Annotated in this window: 12 protein-coding genes and 1 riboswitch; of the genes, 5 read left to right on the forward strand and 7 right to left on the reverse strand. The window is 73.2% G+C overall.

What is annotated here, in order from left to right; translation table 11 throughout:
• Positions 1-67 precede the first annotated feature (67 nt).
• Entirely contained in the window at positions 68-2959 is a 2892-nt protein-coding gene (locus tag ACIRQF_RS29530; RefSeq protein ID WP_404096509.1) for a GNAT family N-acetyltransferase, read from the reverse strand.
• A 176-nt stretch (positions 2960-3135) separates the two neighbouring features.
• On the opposite strand from ACIRQF_RS29530, the gene ACIRQF_RS29535 reads away from it, so the two are divergent.
• Entirely contained in the window at positions 3136-3417 is a 282-nt protein-coding gene (locus ACIRQF_RS29535; protein ID WP_376628651.1) for an HPr family phosphocarrier protein, read from the forward strand.
• Positions 3418-3614: 197 nt separating this feature from the next.
• On the opposite strand, the gene ACIRQF_RS29540 is transcribed toward ACIRQF_RS29535, so the two are convergent.
• The 4 genes from ACIRQF_RS29540 to ACIRQF_RS29555 all read right to left on the reverse strand — a co-directional run bounded on the left by ACIRQF_RS29540 (position 3615) and on the right by ACIRQF_RS29555 (position 8352).
• Positions 3615-4298, reverse strand: coding sequence for a GntR family transcriptional regulator (locus ACIRQF_RS29540; RefSeq protein ID WP_404096511.1), 684 nt, complete (start codon positions 4296-4298; stop codon positions 3615-3617).
• A gap of 158 nt (positions 4299-4456) precedes the next feature.
• Entirely contained in the window at positions 4457-5227 is a 771-nt protein-coding gene (locus ACIRQF_RS29545; protein ID WP_404096513.1) for a M23 family metallopeptidase, read from the reverse strand.
• A 12-nt stretch (positions 5228-5239) separates the two neighbouring features.
• Positions 5240-5406, reverse strand: a riboswitch (cyclic di-AMP (ydaO/yuaA leader).
• A gap of 202 nt (positions 5407-5608) precedes the next feature.
• Positions 5609-6976, reverse strand: a complete 1368-nt coding sequence (locus tag ACIRQF_RS29550) for a M16 family metallopeptidase (protein WP_376629178.1) — start codon at positions 6974-6976, stop codon at positions 5609-5611.
• Positions 6977-7002: 26 nt separating this feature from the next.
• On the reverse strand, positions 7003-8352 hold the full coding sequence (locus tag ACIRQF_RS29555) for a M16 family metallopeptidase (protein ID WP_376628647.1): 1350 nt from the start codon (positions 8350-8352) through the stop codon (positions 7003-7005).
• 181 nt (positions 8353-8533) lie between these two features.
• Here ACIRQF_RS29555 and ACIRQF_RS29560 point away from each other — a divergent pair, with 181 nt between their 5' ends.
• Positions 8534-10990, forward strand: a complete 2457-nt coding sequence (locus ACIRQF_RS29560; protein WP_382481623.1) for a DNA topoisomerase (ATP-hydrolyzing) subunit A — start codon at positions 8534-8536, stop codon at positions 10988-10990.
• 69 nt (positions 10991-11059) lie between these two features.
• On the opposite strand, the gene ACIRQF_RS29565 is transcribed toward ACIRQF_RS29560, so the two are convergent.
• Complete coding sequence (locus tag ACIRQF_RS29565) at positions 11060-11719, reverse strand: TetR/AcrR family transcriptional regulator C-terminal domain-containing protein (protein WP_376628643.1); 660 nt, start codon at positions 11717-11719, stop codon at positions 11060-11062.
• Positions 11720-11811: 92 nt separating this feature from the next.
• Here ACIRQF_RS29565 and ACIRQF_RS29570 point away from each other — a divergent pair, with 92 nt between their 5' ends.
• Entirely contained in the window at positions 11812-13263 is a 1452-nt protein-coding gene (locus tag ACIRQF_RS29570) for an FAD-dependent monooxygenase (RefSeq protein WP_404096516.1), read from the forward strand.
• 47 nt (positions 13264-13310) lie between these two features.
• Here ACIRQF_RS29570 and ACIRQF_RS29575 read toward each other — a convergent pair whose 3' ends face one another.
• Positions 13311-14372, reverse strand: a complete 1062-nt coding sequence (locus tag ACIRQF_RS29575) for a CobW family GTP-binding protein (protein ID WP_382481617.1) — start codon at positions 14370-14372, stop codon at positions 13311-13313.
• A gap of 170 nt (positions 14373-14542) precedes the next feature.
• Here ACIRQF_RS29575 and ACIRQF_RS29580 point away from each other — a divergent pair, with 170 nt between their 5' ends.
• Both ACIRQF_RS29580 and ACIRQF_RS29585 read left to right on the forward strand, forming a co-directional pair.
• Positions 14543-16222 (forward strand): ATP-binding protein, encoded by a 1680-nt coding sequence (locus ACIRQF_RS29580; RefSeq protein WP_404096519.1) that lies wholly within the window; start codon positions 14543-14545, stop codon positions 16220-16222.
• The gene (locus ACIRQF_RS29585) at positions 16219-16938 is read left to right on the forward strand and encodes a response regulator (RefSeq protein WP_404096522.1); all 720 of its coding nucleotides are present in this window, start codon (positions 16219-16221) and stop codon (positions 16936-16938) included. The genes ACIRQF_RS29580 and ACIRQF_RS29585 overlap by 4 nt, the downstream gene beginning before the upstream one ends.
• Positions 16939-16940 lie beyond the last annotated feature (2 nt).

The raw sequence follows: 16940 nt of genomic DNA on the forward strand, positions 1-16940 counted from the left end.
TACGGGGCTGCGGGGCCCCTTCCGGCCCTCCGGCGGGGCTGGTCGGCTCGGTCATCTCACGGTCTCTCTAGTAGCTCGGCAGACGGCGCGGGCCGAGGTCGGTGCGGGGCGGCGGCGGCGCGAGGCGGACGGTGGCGCCGAGGACGGAGAGGCCGCGGGGCGCGACGACGACGGGTTCGAGGGAGATGGCGACGACCTCGGGGTGGTCGTCGACGAGCCGGGAGACGCGCAGCAGGAGCTCCTCCAGCGCGGGCGTGTCGACGGGGGCCGCGCCGCGCCAGCCGAAGAGGAGGGGGGCGGTGCGGATGGAGCGGACCAGCTCGGCGGCGTCCCGGTCGGTGGCCGGAACGAGCCGGTGGGACATGTCGCCGAGGAGTTCGGAGGCGGCGCCGGCGAGGCCGAAGGAGAGGACGGCGCCGACGGCGGGGTCGATGGCGGAGCGGACGACGGTGTCGACGCCGCGGGGCACCATCGCCTGGACGACCGGCTGGAGCTCCTCGGGCTTGCCGAGGGTCTCGGTGAGCTCGCCGTACGCGGTGCGCAGCTGCTCCTCGGTGGCCAGGTCGAGCCGGACGCCGCCGAGGTCGGGGCGGTGGCGCAGGTGGGGCGCGGTGGTCTTGAGGGCGACGGGGAAGCCGAGGCGGGCGGCGGCGCGGACGGCCTCGTCGGGGGTGGGCGCGGGCAGGGTGGGCAGCACCTCGATGCCGTACCGGCCGAGCAGTTCCAGGGTGGCGTCGAGGCCGAGGGTGACGCCCCGGGGGTCGGCCTGCGGCTCGCCGAGGCTGCGCTCGATGAGGGCGGCGGCACCGGTCTCGTCGATGCGGTCGAACTCGGGCACGCGCCCGGGGTCCGCGGCGCTCTGGCGGCGCCATTGGGCGTAGCGGACGGATTCGGCGAGGGCGCGGACGGCGCGCTCGGCGGCGGGGTAGGCGGGGATGGGGCCGGGTGCGGGGGCCTGCGCCGGAGCGGGCTCGGTCGCCGTGTCCGTCTCGGTCTCCGTGCGCGGCTCCCCCGTCGCCGGGGCCGCGGCGCCCGCCGGGGAGGAGGCGACGGGGGCGGTGCGGCCGGCCGGGCGGGTGCGGGTGGCGGCGGAGAGGGCCTCGGCGAGGGCGCCCATCTCGACGTGGACGACGACGACCGGCTTGGCGGGGCCGGGGGCGGCGGCGACGGCGGAACGGAGGGCCGCGGCGAGGACCTCGCCGTCGCCGGACTCGGTGGCGCCGTTCTCGCCGACCCAGGGGATGGCGGTGACGACGACGGCGTCGCAGGCGTCGTCGGCGAGGGCGGCGGTGAGCGCGGCGCGGAAGTCGGCGGGGGTGGCTCCGGTGGTCAGGTCGAGGGGGCGCAGCGGGCGCAGGCCCTCGGTGAGGCAGGCGTCGTAGGTGAGCAGGCCGAGGGACTCGGAGTTGCCGAGGATGGCGACGCGGGGGCCGGCGGGCAGGGGCTGGTCGGCGAGGAGGAGGCCCGCGTCGACGAGTTCGGTGACGGTGTCGACGCGGATGACGCCGGCCTGGCGCAGCAGGGCGGAGACGGTGGCGTGCGGGATACGGGTGACCGGGACGCGGTGGCCGGGCGGGGCGCTGCCGCTGTGCCGGGCGCCCTTGACGACCACGACGGGCTTGAGCGCGGCGGTCCGGCGGGCGAGCCGGGTGAACTTCCGGGGGTTGCCGATGGACTCCAGGTAGAGGAGGACGACGTCGGTGGCGGGGTCGTCGTACCAGTGCTGGAGGAGGTCGTTGCCGGAGACGTCGGCGCGGTTGCCCGCGGAGAGGAAGGCGGAGAGGCCGGCGCCGCGCCGGTGCAGTCCGGCGAGCAGGGCGATGCCGATGGCGCCGGACTGGGTGAAGAGCCCGATCCGTCCGGCGGCCGGCATCTGGGGGGCGAGGGAGGCGTTCAGCCGGACGGACTCGGCCGTATTGATGATCCCGAAGGCGTTGGGCCCGATGATCCGCATGCCGTACGAGCGGGCCTGGCGCACCAGTGCGCGCTGGCGTTCGCGGCCGTCGGCCCCGCTTTCGGCGTATCCGGCGGAGAGGACGACGAGGCCGCGGACCCCGTGCTCTCCGCAGTCGGCGACGGCCTCGGGGACCCGCTCGGCGGGGACGGCGACGACGGCGAGGTCGACGGGCTCCCCGACGGCGGCGACGGAGCGGACGGCGGGGACCCCCTCCAGCTCGTGGGGGCCCTCCCCCAGGGCGGCGTTCACGGCGTGGACGCGGCCGGTGTAGCCGGCGTCGAGGAGATTGCGGAGCACGGTCCTGCCGACGCCGCCGGGGGCGCGGCCGACGCCGATGACGGCGACGGAGCCGGGGGCGAGGAGCCGCTGCACCGAGCGGGCCTCGGCGCGCTGTTCGCGGGCGCGCTGGACGGCGAGCGAGCGGTCGGTGGGTTCGAGGTCGAGGTGGAGGCGGACGGATCCGTCCTCGAAGCTGCGCTTCTGGGTGTAGCCGGCGTCGGTGAAGACCTTGATCATCTTCGTGTTGGCGGGCAGCACCTCGGCGGCGAACCGCCGGATCCCGCGCTCCCGGGCGACGGCCGCGATGTGCTCCAGGAGGGCGGAGGCGACGCCGCGCCCCTGGTGGGCGTCCTGGACGAGGAAGGCGACCTCGGCCTCGTCGGCGGGGGCGGAGGCGGGGCGCCCCAGTTCGTTGATGCGGTCGTAGCGCACGGTGGCGATGAACTCGCCGCCCACGGTCGCCGCGAGCCCGACGCGGTCCACGAAGTCGTGGTGGGTGAAGCGGTGGACGTCCTTGGCGGAGAGGCGCGGATAGGGGGCGAAGAAGCGGTAGTACTTCGACTCGTCCGAGACCTGCTCGTAGAAGCTGACCAGCCGGTCGGCGTCGTCGACGGTGATGGGCCGGATGCGCGCGGTGCCGCCGTCGCGGAGGACGACGTCCGCCTCCCAGTGGTCGGGGTATGCGTGTTCCGACTGCTCCGACTGCTCCGACGCGCTCTGCATGGGCCAAGCCTACGGCGGGGGTACGACGGTGGCACCGGTCGCGCGCCGCTTGCCCGCCGTGCAAGGTAAGGAGGGCCGAGGGGCCCTCCCGCACCCGGGTCGAAGGTCGGTAGGAGCACGTCGCCACCCGTGAGAGACTGGTCTAGACAACCGCTGAAAGTTGAAGGGCAACCACCATGGCTGAGCGCCGCGTCAACGTCGGCTGGGCCGAGGGCCTGCACGCCCGCCCCGCCTCCATCTTCGTCCGTGCCGCCACGGCCGCCGGCGTCCCCGTGACGATCGCCAAGGCCGACGGCAACCCGGTCAACGCCGCGTCGATGCTCGCGGTGCTCGGCCTGGGTGCCCAGGGCGGCGAGGAGATCGTGCTCGCCTCGGACGCCGATGGCGCCGAGGCCGCGCTCGAGCGCCTCGCGAAGCTGGTGGCCGAGGGTCTCGAGGAGCTCCCCGAGACCGTCTGAGCCGTCTCCTCCCCGACGGCGGATCGCGAGGAAGCCGTGCCCTCCGGAATTCCGGAGGGCACGGCTTCTTTTGCCTCTTCTCGGCGAGGTCGAAGAATTTCGGGCAGCCGGAGGACCGTCACGGCATGCCGCCGAAGAATTCAGGCGTGCCGAATTGCGCCGAGGAATTCCTCGGTTCTTTGTATACGGCGCGCGTGTTAATTCCGGGGGCCCGCCATGTTGACGACGTGTTGCGAAACCCTCACACGGGGCCGGTCCGCCTGTTTCAGCCGGTGCAGCGCCACCGCGTGCTCCCCGTGGAGCGCGGTCAGGTTCCGGGCCCGCTCGGCGTCCCCGCGCGCGACCGCGTCCACGATCGCGCCGTGCTCGGCCCAGGCCTCCACGGGCCGCTCGGAGGGCTCCACCGCGTACATCCAGGCGATCTTGTAACGCAGTTGCGTGAGCAGCGTCGTGAGCGACGGGCTGCCCGAGGCCTGCGCCAGCGTCTCGTGGAACCAGCCGCCCAGCGAGGCCAGATCCTCTCCCCTGCCGCGCCTGGCCCGTTCCTGCCCCAGTCTGACCAGGCCGCGCAGCACCTTGAGGTGGGCTTCGGTGCGCCGCTGCGCGGCCCGGGCGGCGCCCAGGGGTTCCAGCAGGGAGCGCATGTCGAGCAGGTCGGCGGCCTCCTGCGCGGTGGGCTCGGCGACATGGGCGCCGGCGTGCCGGCGGCTGACCACGAAGCCCTCGGACTCCAGGGTGCGCAGCGCCTCGCGGACCGGGACGCGGGAGACGCCGTAGCGGCGGGCGAGCTGTTCCTCCGTCAGTCTGGCTCCCCGCGCGTACACCCCGGAGACGATGTCGTCCCGGATCGCCGTGCATACCGAGTGCGCGGGAATGCGCATGTCCGACCTCCGCTTTTGTCCGCGCGAATCCAGATCGAGCGGCGCCTGTCCGGCGACTCTATTGCAGGACGCGGGAATTTCCGATGCCGCCCGACGGAAAGGGACGCAAAAAAGCCCCGGCTCGTTTCGAGCCGGGGCTTTCGCACGGGATGCGACCGTCAGACGTTCACCCCGCGCGAGCGGAGGTAGCTGATCGGGTTGATGTCCGAGCCGTACTCGGCACCGGTGCGCGCCTCGAAGTGGAGGTGCGGGCCGGTGGAGTTGCCGGAGGAGCCGGAGACGCCGATCCGCTCGCCCGGCGTGACCGTCTGGCCGACGGAGACCTGGATCGCGGAGAGGTGCCCGTACTGCGTGTACGTGCCGTCGTTCATCCGGATCACGATGTTGTTGCCGTAGGCGCCGCCCCAGCCGGCCTCGACGACGGTGCCGGAGCCGACGGAGACGACCTTGGTGCCGTAGGCGGCGTGGAAGTCGATGCCGGTGTGGCTGCCGGAGGACCAGAGCGAGCCGCCGGTCTTGTAGCCGGTGCTCACGTAGGAGCCGGAGACGGGGAGCTGGAAGGACGCCAGGCGCTTGCGCTCGGCCTCGCGGGCGGCGCGCTCCTTGGCGGCCCGGATCTCCTTGGCGCGGGCCTCGGCCTTGCGCTTCGCCTCGGCGGTGGCCCTGGCGCGGGCGGCGGCCTCGTAGGCCTCCTTCTCCTGCGCGGAGGCCTGGGCGTCGACCCGCTGGGCGAGGGACTCCTCGGTGATCACCTGGGTGAGACCGGTGTCCTCGACGGAGGGCTGCTCCGTGTCGGCGGCGAGCGCCGGGGAGGCGAGGGTGCCGATGACGCCTGCGGTGGCGAAGGTCGCCACGCCGGCGACGCCCGCGCTGCGGCGCGCCAGACGGCTCGGACCACGATGCTTCCCGGTGGCACGGGTGAACGCCATGTAGTGGCTGATCCTTTCCTTCCCTCTCGCCTACCGGGTTAGCTGACGGGTTTGGAGCAGGAAGGTCTCCTACGGGCCCCTCCGCGTGGCGCGAAGGCGTCCGATTCACCCCAGGGGACTACGGGTGGGTCCCCGGCTCCCCAGGCTCGCGCCTTACGGGGACTCGGCGATGACTGTCCGTTGCCGCGGATGCGGCGTCGTGCAATGGCCGGACAGCCGGATCGACGCTAGGCCGATCTTCTGTCAATCGCCAAACACGGCAGCGGATTTGTTAGACATGCCACAGGTCATTAGCCCACAGCCGCTCCCAATACGGGCAAAGGGGAGGACCCCGGCGAACCAGGTCGCGGGGGTCCTCCTCCGTGCGTGACCGGAGCTCAATCAGCCCGTGACGACACGCACTTCACCGATGCCCAGGGCGCGCACCGGCTCCTCGATCTGCGACGCGTCCCCGACCAGGACCGTGACGAGGCGGTCCACCGGGAAGGCGTTGACCACGGCGGCGGTCGCCTCCACGGTGCCCGTCTCGGCGAGGCGCGCGTAGAGCTGCGCCTGGAAGTCGTCCGGGAGGTGCTGCTCGACCTGGTCGGCCAGCGTGCCCGCGACGGAGGCGGCCGTCTCGTACTTGAGCGGGGCGACGCCCACCAGGTTCTGCACGGCGACATCGCGCTCGGCGTCCGTCAGGCCCTCTGCGGCGAGCGTGCGCAGCACCTTCCACAGGTCGTCAAGTGCCGGACCGGTGTTGGGGGTGTCGACGGAGCCGCTGATGGCGAGCATCGAGGCGCCGTGGCCCTCACCGTCGGAGCGCAGCACCTGGCCGAAGGCGCGCACGCCGTAGGTGTAGCCCTTCTCCTCGCGCAGGACGCGGTCCAGGCGGGAGGTGAGGGTGCCGCCGAGGCAGTACGTGCCGAGCACCTGGGCCGGCCACACACGGTCGTGCCGGTCGGCGCCGACGCGGCCGATGAGCAGCTGCGTCTGGACGGCGCCGGGACGGTCCACGATGACGACCCGGCCGGTGTCGTCGGCGGTGATGGACGGCATCGGACGCGGCGCCGCCGGGGCACCCGTCCAGGCGCCCAGGGTCTCGTCGAGCACCTTGTCCAGCTCGACGCCGGTGAGGTCGCCGACGACCACGGCGGTGGCGGCGGCCGGCCGCACGTGCGCGTCGTAGAAGGCGCGGACGGCGGCGGCGTCGATCGCCTCGACGGTCTCCTCGGTGCCCTGGCGCGGCCGGGACATGCGCGCGGCGGCCGGGAACAGCTCCTTGGAGAGCTGCTTGGCGGCCCGGCGGGCCGGGTTGGCCGTCTCGTGCGGGATCTCGTCGAGCCGGTTGCGCACCAGGCGCTCGACCTCGGACTCGGCGAACGCCGGGGCGATCAGGGCCTCGGAGAGCAGGGCGAGCGCCTTGGGCAGCCGGGAGACCGGGACCTCGAGGGAGACCCGCACGCCGGGGTGGTCGGCGTGCGCGTCGAGGGTGGCGCCGCAACGCTCCAGCTCGGCCGCGAACTCCTCGGCCGAGCGCTGGTCGGTGCCCTCGGACAGGGCCCGGGCCATGATCGTGGCGACGCCGTCCAGGCCCTCGGGCTCGGCGTCGAGGGGGGCGTCGACGAAGATCTCGACGGCGACCACCTGCTGGCCGGGGCGGTGGCAGCGCAGCACGGTCAGGCCGTTGTCGAGCGCGCCGCGCTCGGGGGCCGGGAAGGCCCAGGGCCTGGCCGCGCCCGGCTGGGGCTGCGGGTGGAAGGTCATGCTCGTCAAAGACGCGGCAGCGTCGGTCACTGGTCCGCTCCCTCTTCCTCGTCGCTGTCGTCGGCGTTCTCGGTGCCCACCGGCTCGTAGACCAGGACGGCGCGGTTGTCGGGGCGCAGCCGGGCCTTGGCGACCTCCTGCACCTCCTCGGCGGTGACCTCGAGGACCCGGTTCACGGCGGTCAGGGCGAGCTGCGGGTCGCCGAACAGCACCGCGTAGCGGCACAGTTCGTCGGCGCGGCCGGCGACCGTGCCGAGCCGGTCCAGCCATTCGCGCTCCAGCTGGGCCTGGGCGCGCTCCATCTCCTCGGGCGTCGGGCCCTCGGCGGCGAACCGGGCCAGCTCCTCGTCGACGGCGGTCTCGATCTGCGGGACCTCGACGCCGCCGGAGGTCTTGACGTCCAGCCAGCCGAGCGAGGGCGCGCCGGCGAGCCGCAACAGGCCGAAGCCGGCGGCCACGGCGGTGCGGTCGCGGCGGACCAGGCGGTTGTGCAGGCGGGAGGACTCGCCGCCGCCGAGGATGGTCAGGGCCAGGTCGGCCGCGTCGCACGCGCGCGTGCCGTCGTGCGGCAGGCGGTAGGCGGCCATCAGCGCGCGGGCCGGGACCTCCTCCTCGATCACCTCGCGCAGCTGCTCGCCGATGACCTCGGGCAGGTCGCCGGGGCGCGGCGCGGGCTTGCCGTCGTGGCCGGGGATGGAGCCGAAGTACTTCTCGACCCAGGCCAGGGTCTGCTCCGGGTCGATGTCGCCGACGACCGACAGCACCGCGTTGTTCGGCGCGTAGTACGTGCGGAAGAAGTTCCGCGCGTCTTCCAGGGTGGCGGCGTCCAGGTCGGCCATCGAGCCGATCGGGGTGTGGTGGTACGGGTGGCCCTCGGGGTACGCGAGCGCGGTGAGGCGCTCGAAGGCGGTGCCGTACGGCACGTTGTCGTAGCGCTGGCGGCGCTCGTTCTTGACGACGTCCCGCTGGTTCTCCATGGACTCGTCGTCGAGGGCCGCGAGCAGCGAGCCCATGCGGTCGGCCTCCAGCCAGAGCGCGAGCTCCAGCTGGTGCGTGGGCATGGTCTCGAAGTAGTTGGTGCGCTCGAAGCTCGTCGTGCCGTTGAGCGAGCCGCCGGCGCCCTGCACCAGCTCGAAGTGCCCGTTGCCGTGGACCTGCTTCGAGCCCTGGAACATCAGGTGCTCGAAGAGGTGGGCGAGCCCGGTGCGGCCCTGGACCTCGTGCCGCGAGCCGACGTCGTACCAGAGGCAGACCGCGGCGACCGGGGTGAGGTGGTCCTCGGACAGCACCACGCGCAGGCCGTTGGCCAGCCGGTGCTCGGTCGCTGTCAGGCCGCCGGAGCCGGCCTCGGCCGTGGCCGTGTGACCCATGGGCATGTACGTCCCTTCGATCGCGATGTGGAAAAGTCCTGCCACTGTATGCAAGCGCGCCGACACCTGGCGAAGTTCCCGCCCGTTCGTGATGTCCCTCTTCCGGGTCGCGGTCGGCGTTGTCGGTGGCACGGTCCACAATGGTCCGCGTCAGATCAACCTTGTTGGTGAAGGAGCCGCAGCCGCGATGGCCCGCCGCAGCACGAAGACACCGCCGCCGGACGACGCGTTCGAGGAGCGAATCCTCGACATCGACGTCGTTGACGAGATGCAGGGCTCCTTCCTCGAGTACGCGTACTCGGTGATCTACTCGCGCGCCCTGCCCGACGCCCGCGACGGCATGAAGCCCGTGCAGCGCCGCATCGTCTACCAGATGAGCGAGATGGGGCTGCGGCCCGAGCGCGGCTTCGTGAAGTGCGCCCGTGTCGTCGGCGAGGTCATGGGCAAGCTGCACCCGCACGGCGACGCGTCGATCTACGACGCGATGGTGCGCATGGCGCAGCCCTTCTCGATGCGCCTGCCGCTCGTCGACGGCCACGGCAACTTCGGCTCCCTGGGCAACGACGACCCGCCGGCCGCCATGCGGTACACGGAGTCGCGGATGGCCCCGGCGGCCCTCCTCATGACGGACTCCATCGACGAGGACACCGTCGACTTCACGCCGAACTACGACGGCCAGGAGCAGGAGCCGGTCGCGCTCCCGGCGGCGTACCCGAACCTGCTGGTCAACGGCGCGTCCGGAATCGCGGTCGGCATGGCGACGAACATGCCCCCGCACAACCTGGGCGAGGTCATCGCGGCCGCCCGGCACCTGATCCGCCATCCGAACGCGGACCTGGAGGCGCTGATGCGCTTCGTGCCGGGTCCCGACCTGCCCACCGGCGGCCGGATCGTCGGCCTGTCCGGCATCAAGGACGCGTACGAGTCGGGCCGCGGCACGTTCAAGATCCGCGCGACGGCCACCGTGGAGAGCGTGACGGCCCGCCGCAAGGGCATCGTCGTCACCGAACTGCCCTTCACGGTCGGACCCGAGAAGGTCATCTCCAAGATCAAGGACCTGGTCGGCTCGAAGAAGCTCCAGGGCATCGCCGACGTCAAGGACCTCACCGACCGCAACCACGGCCTGCGCCTGGTCATCGAGGTGAAGAACGGCTTCGTGCCGGAGGCCGTCCTGGAGCAGCTGTACAAGCTGACGCCCATGGAGGAGTCCTTCGGCATCAACAACGTGGCGCTGGTCGACGGCCAGCCGCTCACGCTGGGCCTCAAGGAGCTCCTGGAGGTCTACCTCGACCACCGCTTCGACGTCGTCCGGCGGCGTTCGGAGTACCGCCGCGGCAGGAAGCGCGACCGGCTCCACCTGGTGGAGGGTCTGCTCGTCGCGCTCCTCGACATCGACGAGGTCATCCGGCTGATCCGGGAGAGCGAGAACTCGGCGGAGGCCAAGGCGCGTCTGATCGAGCGCTTCTCCCTGAGCGAGATCCAGACGCAGTACATCCTGGACACCCCGCTGCGCCGGCTGACCAAGTTCGACCGGCTGGAGCTGGAGAGCGAGCGCGACCGCCTCAACGGCGAGATCGACGAGCTGACCGGGATCCTGGAGTCCGACGCGGAGCTGCGCAAGCTGGTCTCGGCGGAGCTGGCGGCGGTCGCGAAGAAGTTCGCCACCGACCGGCGCACGGTCCTGCTGGAGTCGGCGGGCGCGCCGGTCACGGCCGTCTCCCTGGAGGTCGCGGACGACCCGTGCCGGGTGCTGCTGTCCTCGACGGGCCTGCTGGCCCGTACGGTGACCGCGGAGCTGCCAGCCGCCGAGGAAGGCAAGCGGACCAGGCACGACGTGATCGTCTCGGCGGTCGCGGCGACCCAGCGCGGTGACATCGGCGTCGTCACCTCGGCCGGCCGGCTGCTGCGGCTGGCGGTGATCGACCTGCCGCAGCTCCCCGACACGGCGAACGCTCCCAACCTGGCCGGCGGCGCGCAGCTGTCGGAGTTCGTCTCCCTGGAGGCGGACGAGACCGTGGTGTGCCTGACCACCCTCGACGAGGCCTCGCCGGGTCTGGCTCTCGGCACCCTGCAGGGCGTGGTCAAGCGGGTGGTGCCGGACTACCCGGCGAACAAGGACGAGCTGGAGGTCATCACCCTCAGGGACGGTGACCGGATCGTCGGCGCGACCGAGCTGCGGACGGGCGAGGAGGACCTGGTCTTCATCACCTCCGACGCCCAGCTGCTCCGCTACCAGGCCTCCCAGGTGCGGCCGCAGGGCCGGCCCGCCGGCGGCATGGCGGGCATCAAGCTGACCCCGGGCGCCGAGGTCATCTCGTTCACCGCGGTGGACCCGGCGGCGGAGGCCGTGGTGTTCACGGTCGCCGGTGCGACGGGCACGCTGGACGCCTCGGCCGCCACGTCCGCGAAGCTGACGCCGTTCGACCAGTACCCGCGCAAGGGCCGGGCGACCGGCGGCGTGCGCTGCCAGCGTTTCCTGAAGGGCGAGGACGTCCTGATCCTGGCCTGGGCGGGTGCCTCCCCGGCCCGCGCCGCACAGAAGAACGGCAACCCTGCCGAGCTTCCCGAGCTCGACCCGCGCCGTGACGGCTCTGGCACGCCGCTGGGGAACCCGGTGGACGTGGTGGCCGGCCCGGTGAGCTAGCCGGCCCGGGTCGCTCCCGTACGCCCCCTGTTCCGCGCGACCGGCGCGGTGCGGGGGGGCGTCGTCGTGTCAGGCGCCGGGCGCGTAGGTCGCCGCGATGCCGGCGACGATCAGGCGCAGCCCCTCCTCGAAGCGGCCGTCGTAGTCGGCGAAGATCTCCGCCCCGGCGGCCGCCGCGAGCGGGAACGCGGCGAGGCGTTCCGCGCGCTCGCCGACGTCCATACCCTCCCGGGGCTGCCCGGGCACCGGCTCGGTTCCCTGTTCCTCGGTGACGAAGCCGAGCGTGTACATGTACGCGGTGGTGCTGGCCCGGACCGCGTCTCGCAGCGAGAAGCCCGCTTCGACGAGCGCGCCGAGCTGCTCCTCCATGTCGGCGGCGTGGTCGGTGCCGGTGAACCGTGCGCCGCTGTAGACCTTGGCGCCGTCGCGGTAGCGCAGCAGCCCGGCGCGCAGGCCGCGGTTGGCCGCGAGGATCCGCTCCTGCCAGCTCACGTCGCCGGGCGGCCGGGCCGCGGGGTCGGCGGCCATCTGCCGGTACATCACGGTCGCCATCTCGTCGAGCAGCGCCTGCTTGTTCTTGAAGTGCCAGTAGAGCGCGGGCGCCTGGACGTCCAGCTCCTGGGCGATGGCGCGCAGGGTCAGTCCGTCGAGCCCCCGCTCGTTCAGCAGGCGCAGGGCGGTCTCCGCCACTGTCTCGGGTTGCAGCCGGGTCGTCTTCTTCGTCGCCACACCGTCACGGTATCCCCTTGACAGCTTAACGCCGTTAAGGGGATGCTCTCCATGTCGGAACTTAACGGCGTTAAGGGCTCGGAGGAGCGAACATGGACACGGACGTCGTCATCGTCGGAGCGGGGCCTACCGGACTGGTGCTCGCCATCGATCTGGCCCGCCGCGGGGTGCGCGCGGTGCTCGTCGAGAAGGGGGAGGGACTCTTCCCCGGCTCGCGCGGCAAGGGAATCCAGCCGCGCAGCCTGGAAGTCCTCGACGACCTCGGCGTGCTGCCCGCGATCCGGGCGGCGAGCTCGCTCTACCCGCGGATGCTCGGCTGGGAGGGCACCGAGCGCCTCGCCGAGTGGGACATGCTCAAGCGCTCGGAGCCGAGCGAGCAGGTCCCGTACGCGAACACCCTGCTCATCCCGCAGTCCCGGACCCAGGAGCTGTTGTACGAGCGGCTGACCGAACTCGGCGGCGACGTCCGGTTCGGTACCGCCCTCACCGGGCTCCGCCGGTCCGAGGACGGCGTCGAGGCGGACCTGTCCACCGGCGAGACCCTGCGGGCCGCCTATCTGGTGGCGGCGGACGGCGGGCGGTCCACGATCCGCAAGGCGCTCGGCATCGGCATGACCGGCGAGACCGTCGACCCCCGCCCGATGCTCGTGGCCGATGTCCGGCTCTCTCCCGACACGATCGTCGACCGGGGCAACTGGCACATCTGGCTCAAGGCGCCGGGCGGTGCCGTGGCGCTGTGCCCGCTGCCCGGGAGCGACCGCTTCCAGCTCATCGCCGCCTCCGAGGACGAGACGGCGGCCGTGGACACCTCGCCCGAGGCGGTGCGCGCACTCCTCACCGCCCGTACCCCCCTCACCGAGGCGGACGTCGTGGAGGTGCTGTGGGCCTCGGACTTCCGTGCGCGGGCCGCGATGGCGGACCGCTTCCGCGCCGGGCGGGTGTTCCTCGCGGGCGACGCGGCCCATGTGCACTCCCCGGCCGGCGGCCAGGGCCTCAACACCAGCATCCAGGACGCCTACAACCTGGGATGGAAGCTCGGTCAGGTGCTGCGGCACGGCGCCCCGCCGGCCCTGCTCGACTCCTACGAGTCCGAGCGGATGCCCGTCGCCGCCGACGTCCTCGGCATCAGCACCCGCATCCACCGGGCGAGTTCGGACGGCGCGAACGCCCAGCGCGGCGAGGAGGTCCAGCAGCTCATGCTCGGCTACCGGGACTCGGCCCTCGCCGTGGAGACCCGCGAAGGACTCCCCCAGGGCGCCCTGCAAGCGGGCGACCGTGCCCCGGACGGACCGTGCGGCGAGGGCCGCCTGTTCGACCTCTTCCGCGGACCGCACTTCACCCTGCTCGCGGTCGGTGTCCCGCTCCCGGCATCCGCATCGGAACAGGTGCGGACGGCCCGGCTCGCCGGGTACGAGGCGTACGGCAGGGGCCTGTTCCTGATCCGCCCGGACGGCTACGTGGGCTGGGCCGGCGAGACCACGGACGGCCTCGACGCCTACCTCGCGGCCGTGGGCGCACCGGTCCCGGCATGGGCCGCCGTCTGAGGGCGGCCCACGGGCCGGTCCGGGGGCCGGTCCGGCTCCTCGGCCGCCTACTCGGCCGGCACCTCGCCCGGCTCCTCATCGGCCTGCTGCACGTAACGCAGGACGCCCCACATGCTGTGTTCGTCCGGCACGTCCTGCGGGCCTTCGAGCTCGCAGCCGGAGAGCTCCTTGCGGAGCGCCGCGGCGTCGACGCCGGAGCCGATGAGGACGAGCTGGGTCAGGCGCTCCTCGCCGGCGGGCCAGGGCTCGGGATAGAAGCGCAGAAAGCGGCCGACGGCGTGGACGGCGTAGCGGTTGGCCGGGTCGGCGGCGCCGAGGTCGACGAAGCCCTTGATCCGGTAGAGGCCCTCGGGACGGGAGTCCAGGAAGGCCATCAGCCGACGGGGATGCAGAGGCGTCGCGGTCGCCAGCGAGACCGTCTCGTAGGCGGCGTGCGGGTGGGCGTGCTCGTCGTCCCCGGAGCCGTAGAGAATGTCCTCGATCGACATCTGGCCCGCGATCTCGTCCTCGGGCACGACCCGGTCGAAGAGCAGCTCGGGATCGATCCGCCCGTGTGCGGCCTCGATCACCGCCGCTCGCGGGGCCAGCCCGGCGACCGTGTCCCGCACCGTACGGAGGGCGTCCGGCGCCACGCGGTCGGCCTTGTTCACGACGACGAGATCGGCGGCCGCGAGATGGCGGTCGGTCTCCGGGTGCCGGTCGCGGGTCGCGGCGAACTCGGCCGCGTCCACCACCTCGACCAGGCCGCCGTAGACGATCCGCTCGTTGTCGCTGGCCAGGACCATGCGGACGAGCTCCTGCGGCTCGGCGAGACCGCTGGCCTCGATCACGATCACGTCCAGCCGGACCTCGGGACGGGTCAGCACCTCCAGGTACTCGTCGAGTTCGCTCGCGTCCACCGCGCAGCACAGACAGCCGTTGCCCAGCGAGACGGTGGAGCCGACCTGTCCGGCCACGGTCATGGCGTCGATGCCGATGTCCCCGAAGTCGTTGACCATGACCCCGATCCGCGTGCCGCGCGCGCTGCGCAGCAGATGGTTGAGCAGGGTGGTCTTCCCCGCCCCGAGAAACCCGGCCAGGACGACGACGGGGATCTGCTGGGTGGTCACGGGTCGAGCCTCCGGGCCTTCGGTGGGTACGGGTGGTGCCCGCGGTCGGTCCCTCGACCGCGAAGGCCCCAGGATAGGCAGGCGCCGGCGCGGATCCCGGCACCGGCGGTCCCGGCCGGGGCAGAGGCGGCATTTCCGGTCGGCGCCCCCTCACCCGTACCGTTTCCGCCATGAGCCCCGCATCCAGCCCCTCCGCGCGGCCGCCCGTCCGCCGGCGCCGGTTCGGGTGGCCGCGGCGGGTGTTCTCGCAGGTCCTGCTGATGCAGCTGGCCATCGCGACAGGGGTGACGGTGCTCGCGACCGGCCTGTTCCTGGCCCCGCTCAGTGCCCAGCTCGACGACCAGGCCATGCGCCGCGCCCTCGCCATCGCCCAGACCACGGCCTCCCCGCAGGTCGCCGCCGAGGTGGCGACCACCCGCCCGTCCGCCCGGGGGCCCGTGCAGACGGAGGCGGAGCGGATCCGGCGCTCGACCGGCGCCGAGTACGTGGTGGTGATGGACACCCACGGGGTGCGCTGGTCGCACACCGACCCCGAGCGGATCGGCAAGGTGGTCTCCACCGACCCGAGCGACGTGCTCGCCGGCCACGCGGTCATGGAGATCGACAGCGGAACCCTGGGGCGCTCGGCCCGCGGCAAGGCGCCGCTGCGGGACTCCCGCGGCGAGATCGTCGGCGCCGTCTCGGTGGGCATCGAGTACGACAGCGTCCGCGACCGGCTCGTGGCCGCCATCCCCGGCCTCCTCCGCTACGCCGGCGGGGCCCTGGCGGCGGGCGCGCTCGCCGCGTACCTGATCTCCCGGCGGCTCCAGCGACAGACCCACGACCTGGCCTTCTCGGACATCTCGGCACTGCTCGCCGAACGCGAGGCGATGCTGCACGGCATCCGCGAGGGCGTCGTGGCCCTCGACCGGACCGGCCGGATCCGCCTGCTGAACGACGAGGCGCAGCGGCTGCTCGGTCTCGGGCCCGAGGCCACCGGGCGCCCGCTGGAGGAGGTCCTGGGCGAAGGCCGGACGGCCGATGTGCTCGCGGGCCGGGCCACGGGCGAGGACCTGGTCACCGTCCGCGGCAGCCGGGTGCTCATCGCCAACCGCATGCCCACGGACGACGGCGGCGCCGTGGCCACCCTCCGCGACCGCACCGAGCTGGAGCGTCTCGGCCGCGAGCTGGACTCGACACGGGGACTGATCGACGCCCTGCGCGCCCAGGACCACGAGCACGCGAACCGGATGCACACGCTGCTCGGGCTGCTCGAACTGGAGATGTACGACGAGGCGGCCGAGTTCGTCACCGAGGTGGTCGGCGTGCACCGCGCCACGGCCGAGCAGGTCACCGAGAAGGTCCACGACCCACTGCTCGCCGCGCTCCTCGTCGGCAAGGCGGCCGTCGCCGCCGAGCGGGGCGTCTCGCTGCGCGTCGCTCCCGGCTCGCTGCTCCCGGACCGGCTCGTCGACCCCCGCGAGCTGGTCACCGTCGTCGGCAATCTCGTCGACAACGCGCTGGACGCCGCCTCCGGCAGCCTCCACGCGCGCGTGGAGGTGGATCTGCGGGCCGAGGGGCGGACGGTCGTGCTGCGGGTCGGGGACAGCGGCCCCGGTGTCCCCGACGACCGGCGCGAGCTGATCTTCACCGAGGGCTGGAGCACCAAGGAACCGCCGGCACACGGCAAGCGAGGCCTGGGACTCCCCCTGGTCCGCCGGCTCGCGGAGCGCCGGGGCGGCGGCGCCCGGGTCGGCACGAGCGCGGACGGGGGCGCCGAGTTCACCGTGGTCCTGCCGGAGGCGCTGACCGACGCAGCGGTCGGGGCCGACGCGCCACCGGCGCCCGCACCGGCCGGGGAGGGACGATGACCGGCGGGGCGGCGCGGATCGGCGTCCTCGTCGTCGACGACGACCTGCGCGTGGCGCGGATCAACGCCGCCTACGTGGCCAAGGTGCCCGGCTTCCGGGTGGTCGGCGTGGCCCACTCTGCGGCCGAGGCACTGGACCGCAGCGCCGAACTCGCCGCGTCCGACACCCCGGTGGACCTGATCCTGCTCGACCACTACCTCCCGGACGGCAACGGGCTCGCCGTCGTCCGCGAGCTGCGCACCCTCGGCCGCCCGTGCGACGTGATCATGGTGACCGCCGCCCGCGACGTGGCGACCGTGCAGGCGGCGATGCGCCAGGGCGCCCTGCAGTACCTGGTGAAGCCGTTCAGCTTCGCCGGCCTGCGCGCCAAGCTGGAGGCCTACGCGGCTCTGCGGCGGACCCTGGACGGTGGTGGCGAGGCCGAACAGGCCGAGGTGGACCGGATCTTCGCCCAGCTCTCGGCCGGCGCGGTCGAGCCCGAGCTGCCGAAGGGTCACTCCCCCACGACGGCCGAGCTGGTACGTCAGGTGCTGCTCGCGGCGGACGGACCGCTGTCGGCTCAGGAGATCGCCGAGCGGGCCGGCGTGAGCCGGCAGACCGCCCAGCGCTACCTCAAGCTCCTGGAACGGACCGGCCGGGTGCGGCTCTCGCTGAAGTACGGCGAGACCGGCCGCCCCGAGCACCGGTACGTCTGGGCTGTCTCGACGGACCGCTGAGC

The organism is Streptomyces sp. NPDC101191, from assembly GCF_044767915.1.
In the GTDB taxonomy this organism is placed as follows: domain Bacteria; phylum Actinomycetota; class Actinomycetes; order Streptomycetales; family Streptomycetaceae; genus Streptomyces.

What these genes read in the sequence shown, in the direction of transcription:
- ACIRQF_RS29530 (WP_404096509.1), bottom strand. Translation starts at nt 2,959, where the DNA reads ATGCAGAGCGCGTCGGAGCAGTCGGAGCAGTCGGAACACGCATACCCC.
- ACIRQF_RS29535 (WP_376628651.1), top strand. Translation starts at nt 3,136, where the DNA reads ATGGCTGAGCGCCGCGTCAACGTCGGCTGGGCCGAGGGCCTGCACGCC.
- ACIRQF_RS29540 (WP_404096511.1), bottom strand. Translation starts at nt 4,298, where the DNA reads ATGCGCATTCCCGCGCACTCGGTATGCACGGCGATCCGGGACGACATC.
- ACIRQF_RS29545 (WP_404096513.1), bottom strand. Translation starts at nt 5,227, where the DNA reads ATGGCGTTCACCCGTGCCACCGGGAAGCATCGTGGTCCGAGCCGTCTG.
- ACIRQF_RS29550 (WP_376629178.1), bottom strand. Translation starts at nt 6,976, where the DNA reads ATGACCTTCCACCCGCAGCCCCAGCCGGGCGCGGCCAGGCCCTGGGCC.
- ACIRQF_RS29555 (WP_376628647.1), bottom strand. Translation starts at nt 8,352, where the DNA reads ATGCCCATGGGTCACACGGCCACGGCCGAGGCCGGCTCCGGCGGCCTG.
- ACIRQF_RS29560 (WP_382481623.1), top strand. Translation starts at nt 8,534, where the DNA reads ATGGCCCGCCGCAGCACGAAGACACCGCCGCCGGACGACGCGTTCGAG.
- ACIRQF_RS29570 (WP_404096516.1), top strand. Translation starts at nt 11,812, where the DNA reads ATGGACACGGACGTCGTCATCGTCGGAGCGGGGCCTACCGGACTGGTG.
- ACIRQF_RS29580 (WP_404096519.1), top strand. Translation starts at nt 14,543, where the DNA reads ATGAGCCCCGCATCCAGCCCCTCCGCGCGGCCGCCCGTCCGCCGGCGC.
- ACIRQF_RS29585 (WP_404096522.1), top strand. Translation starts at nt 16,219, where the DNA reads ATGACCGGCGGGGCGGCGCGGATCGGCGTCCTCGTCGTCGACGACGAC.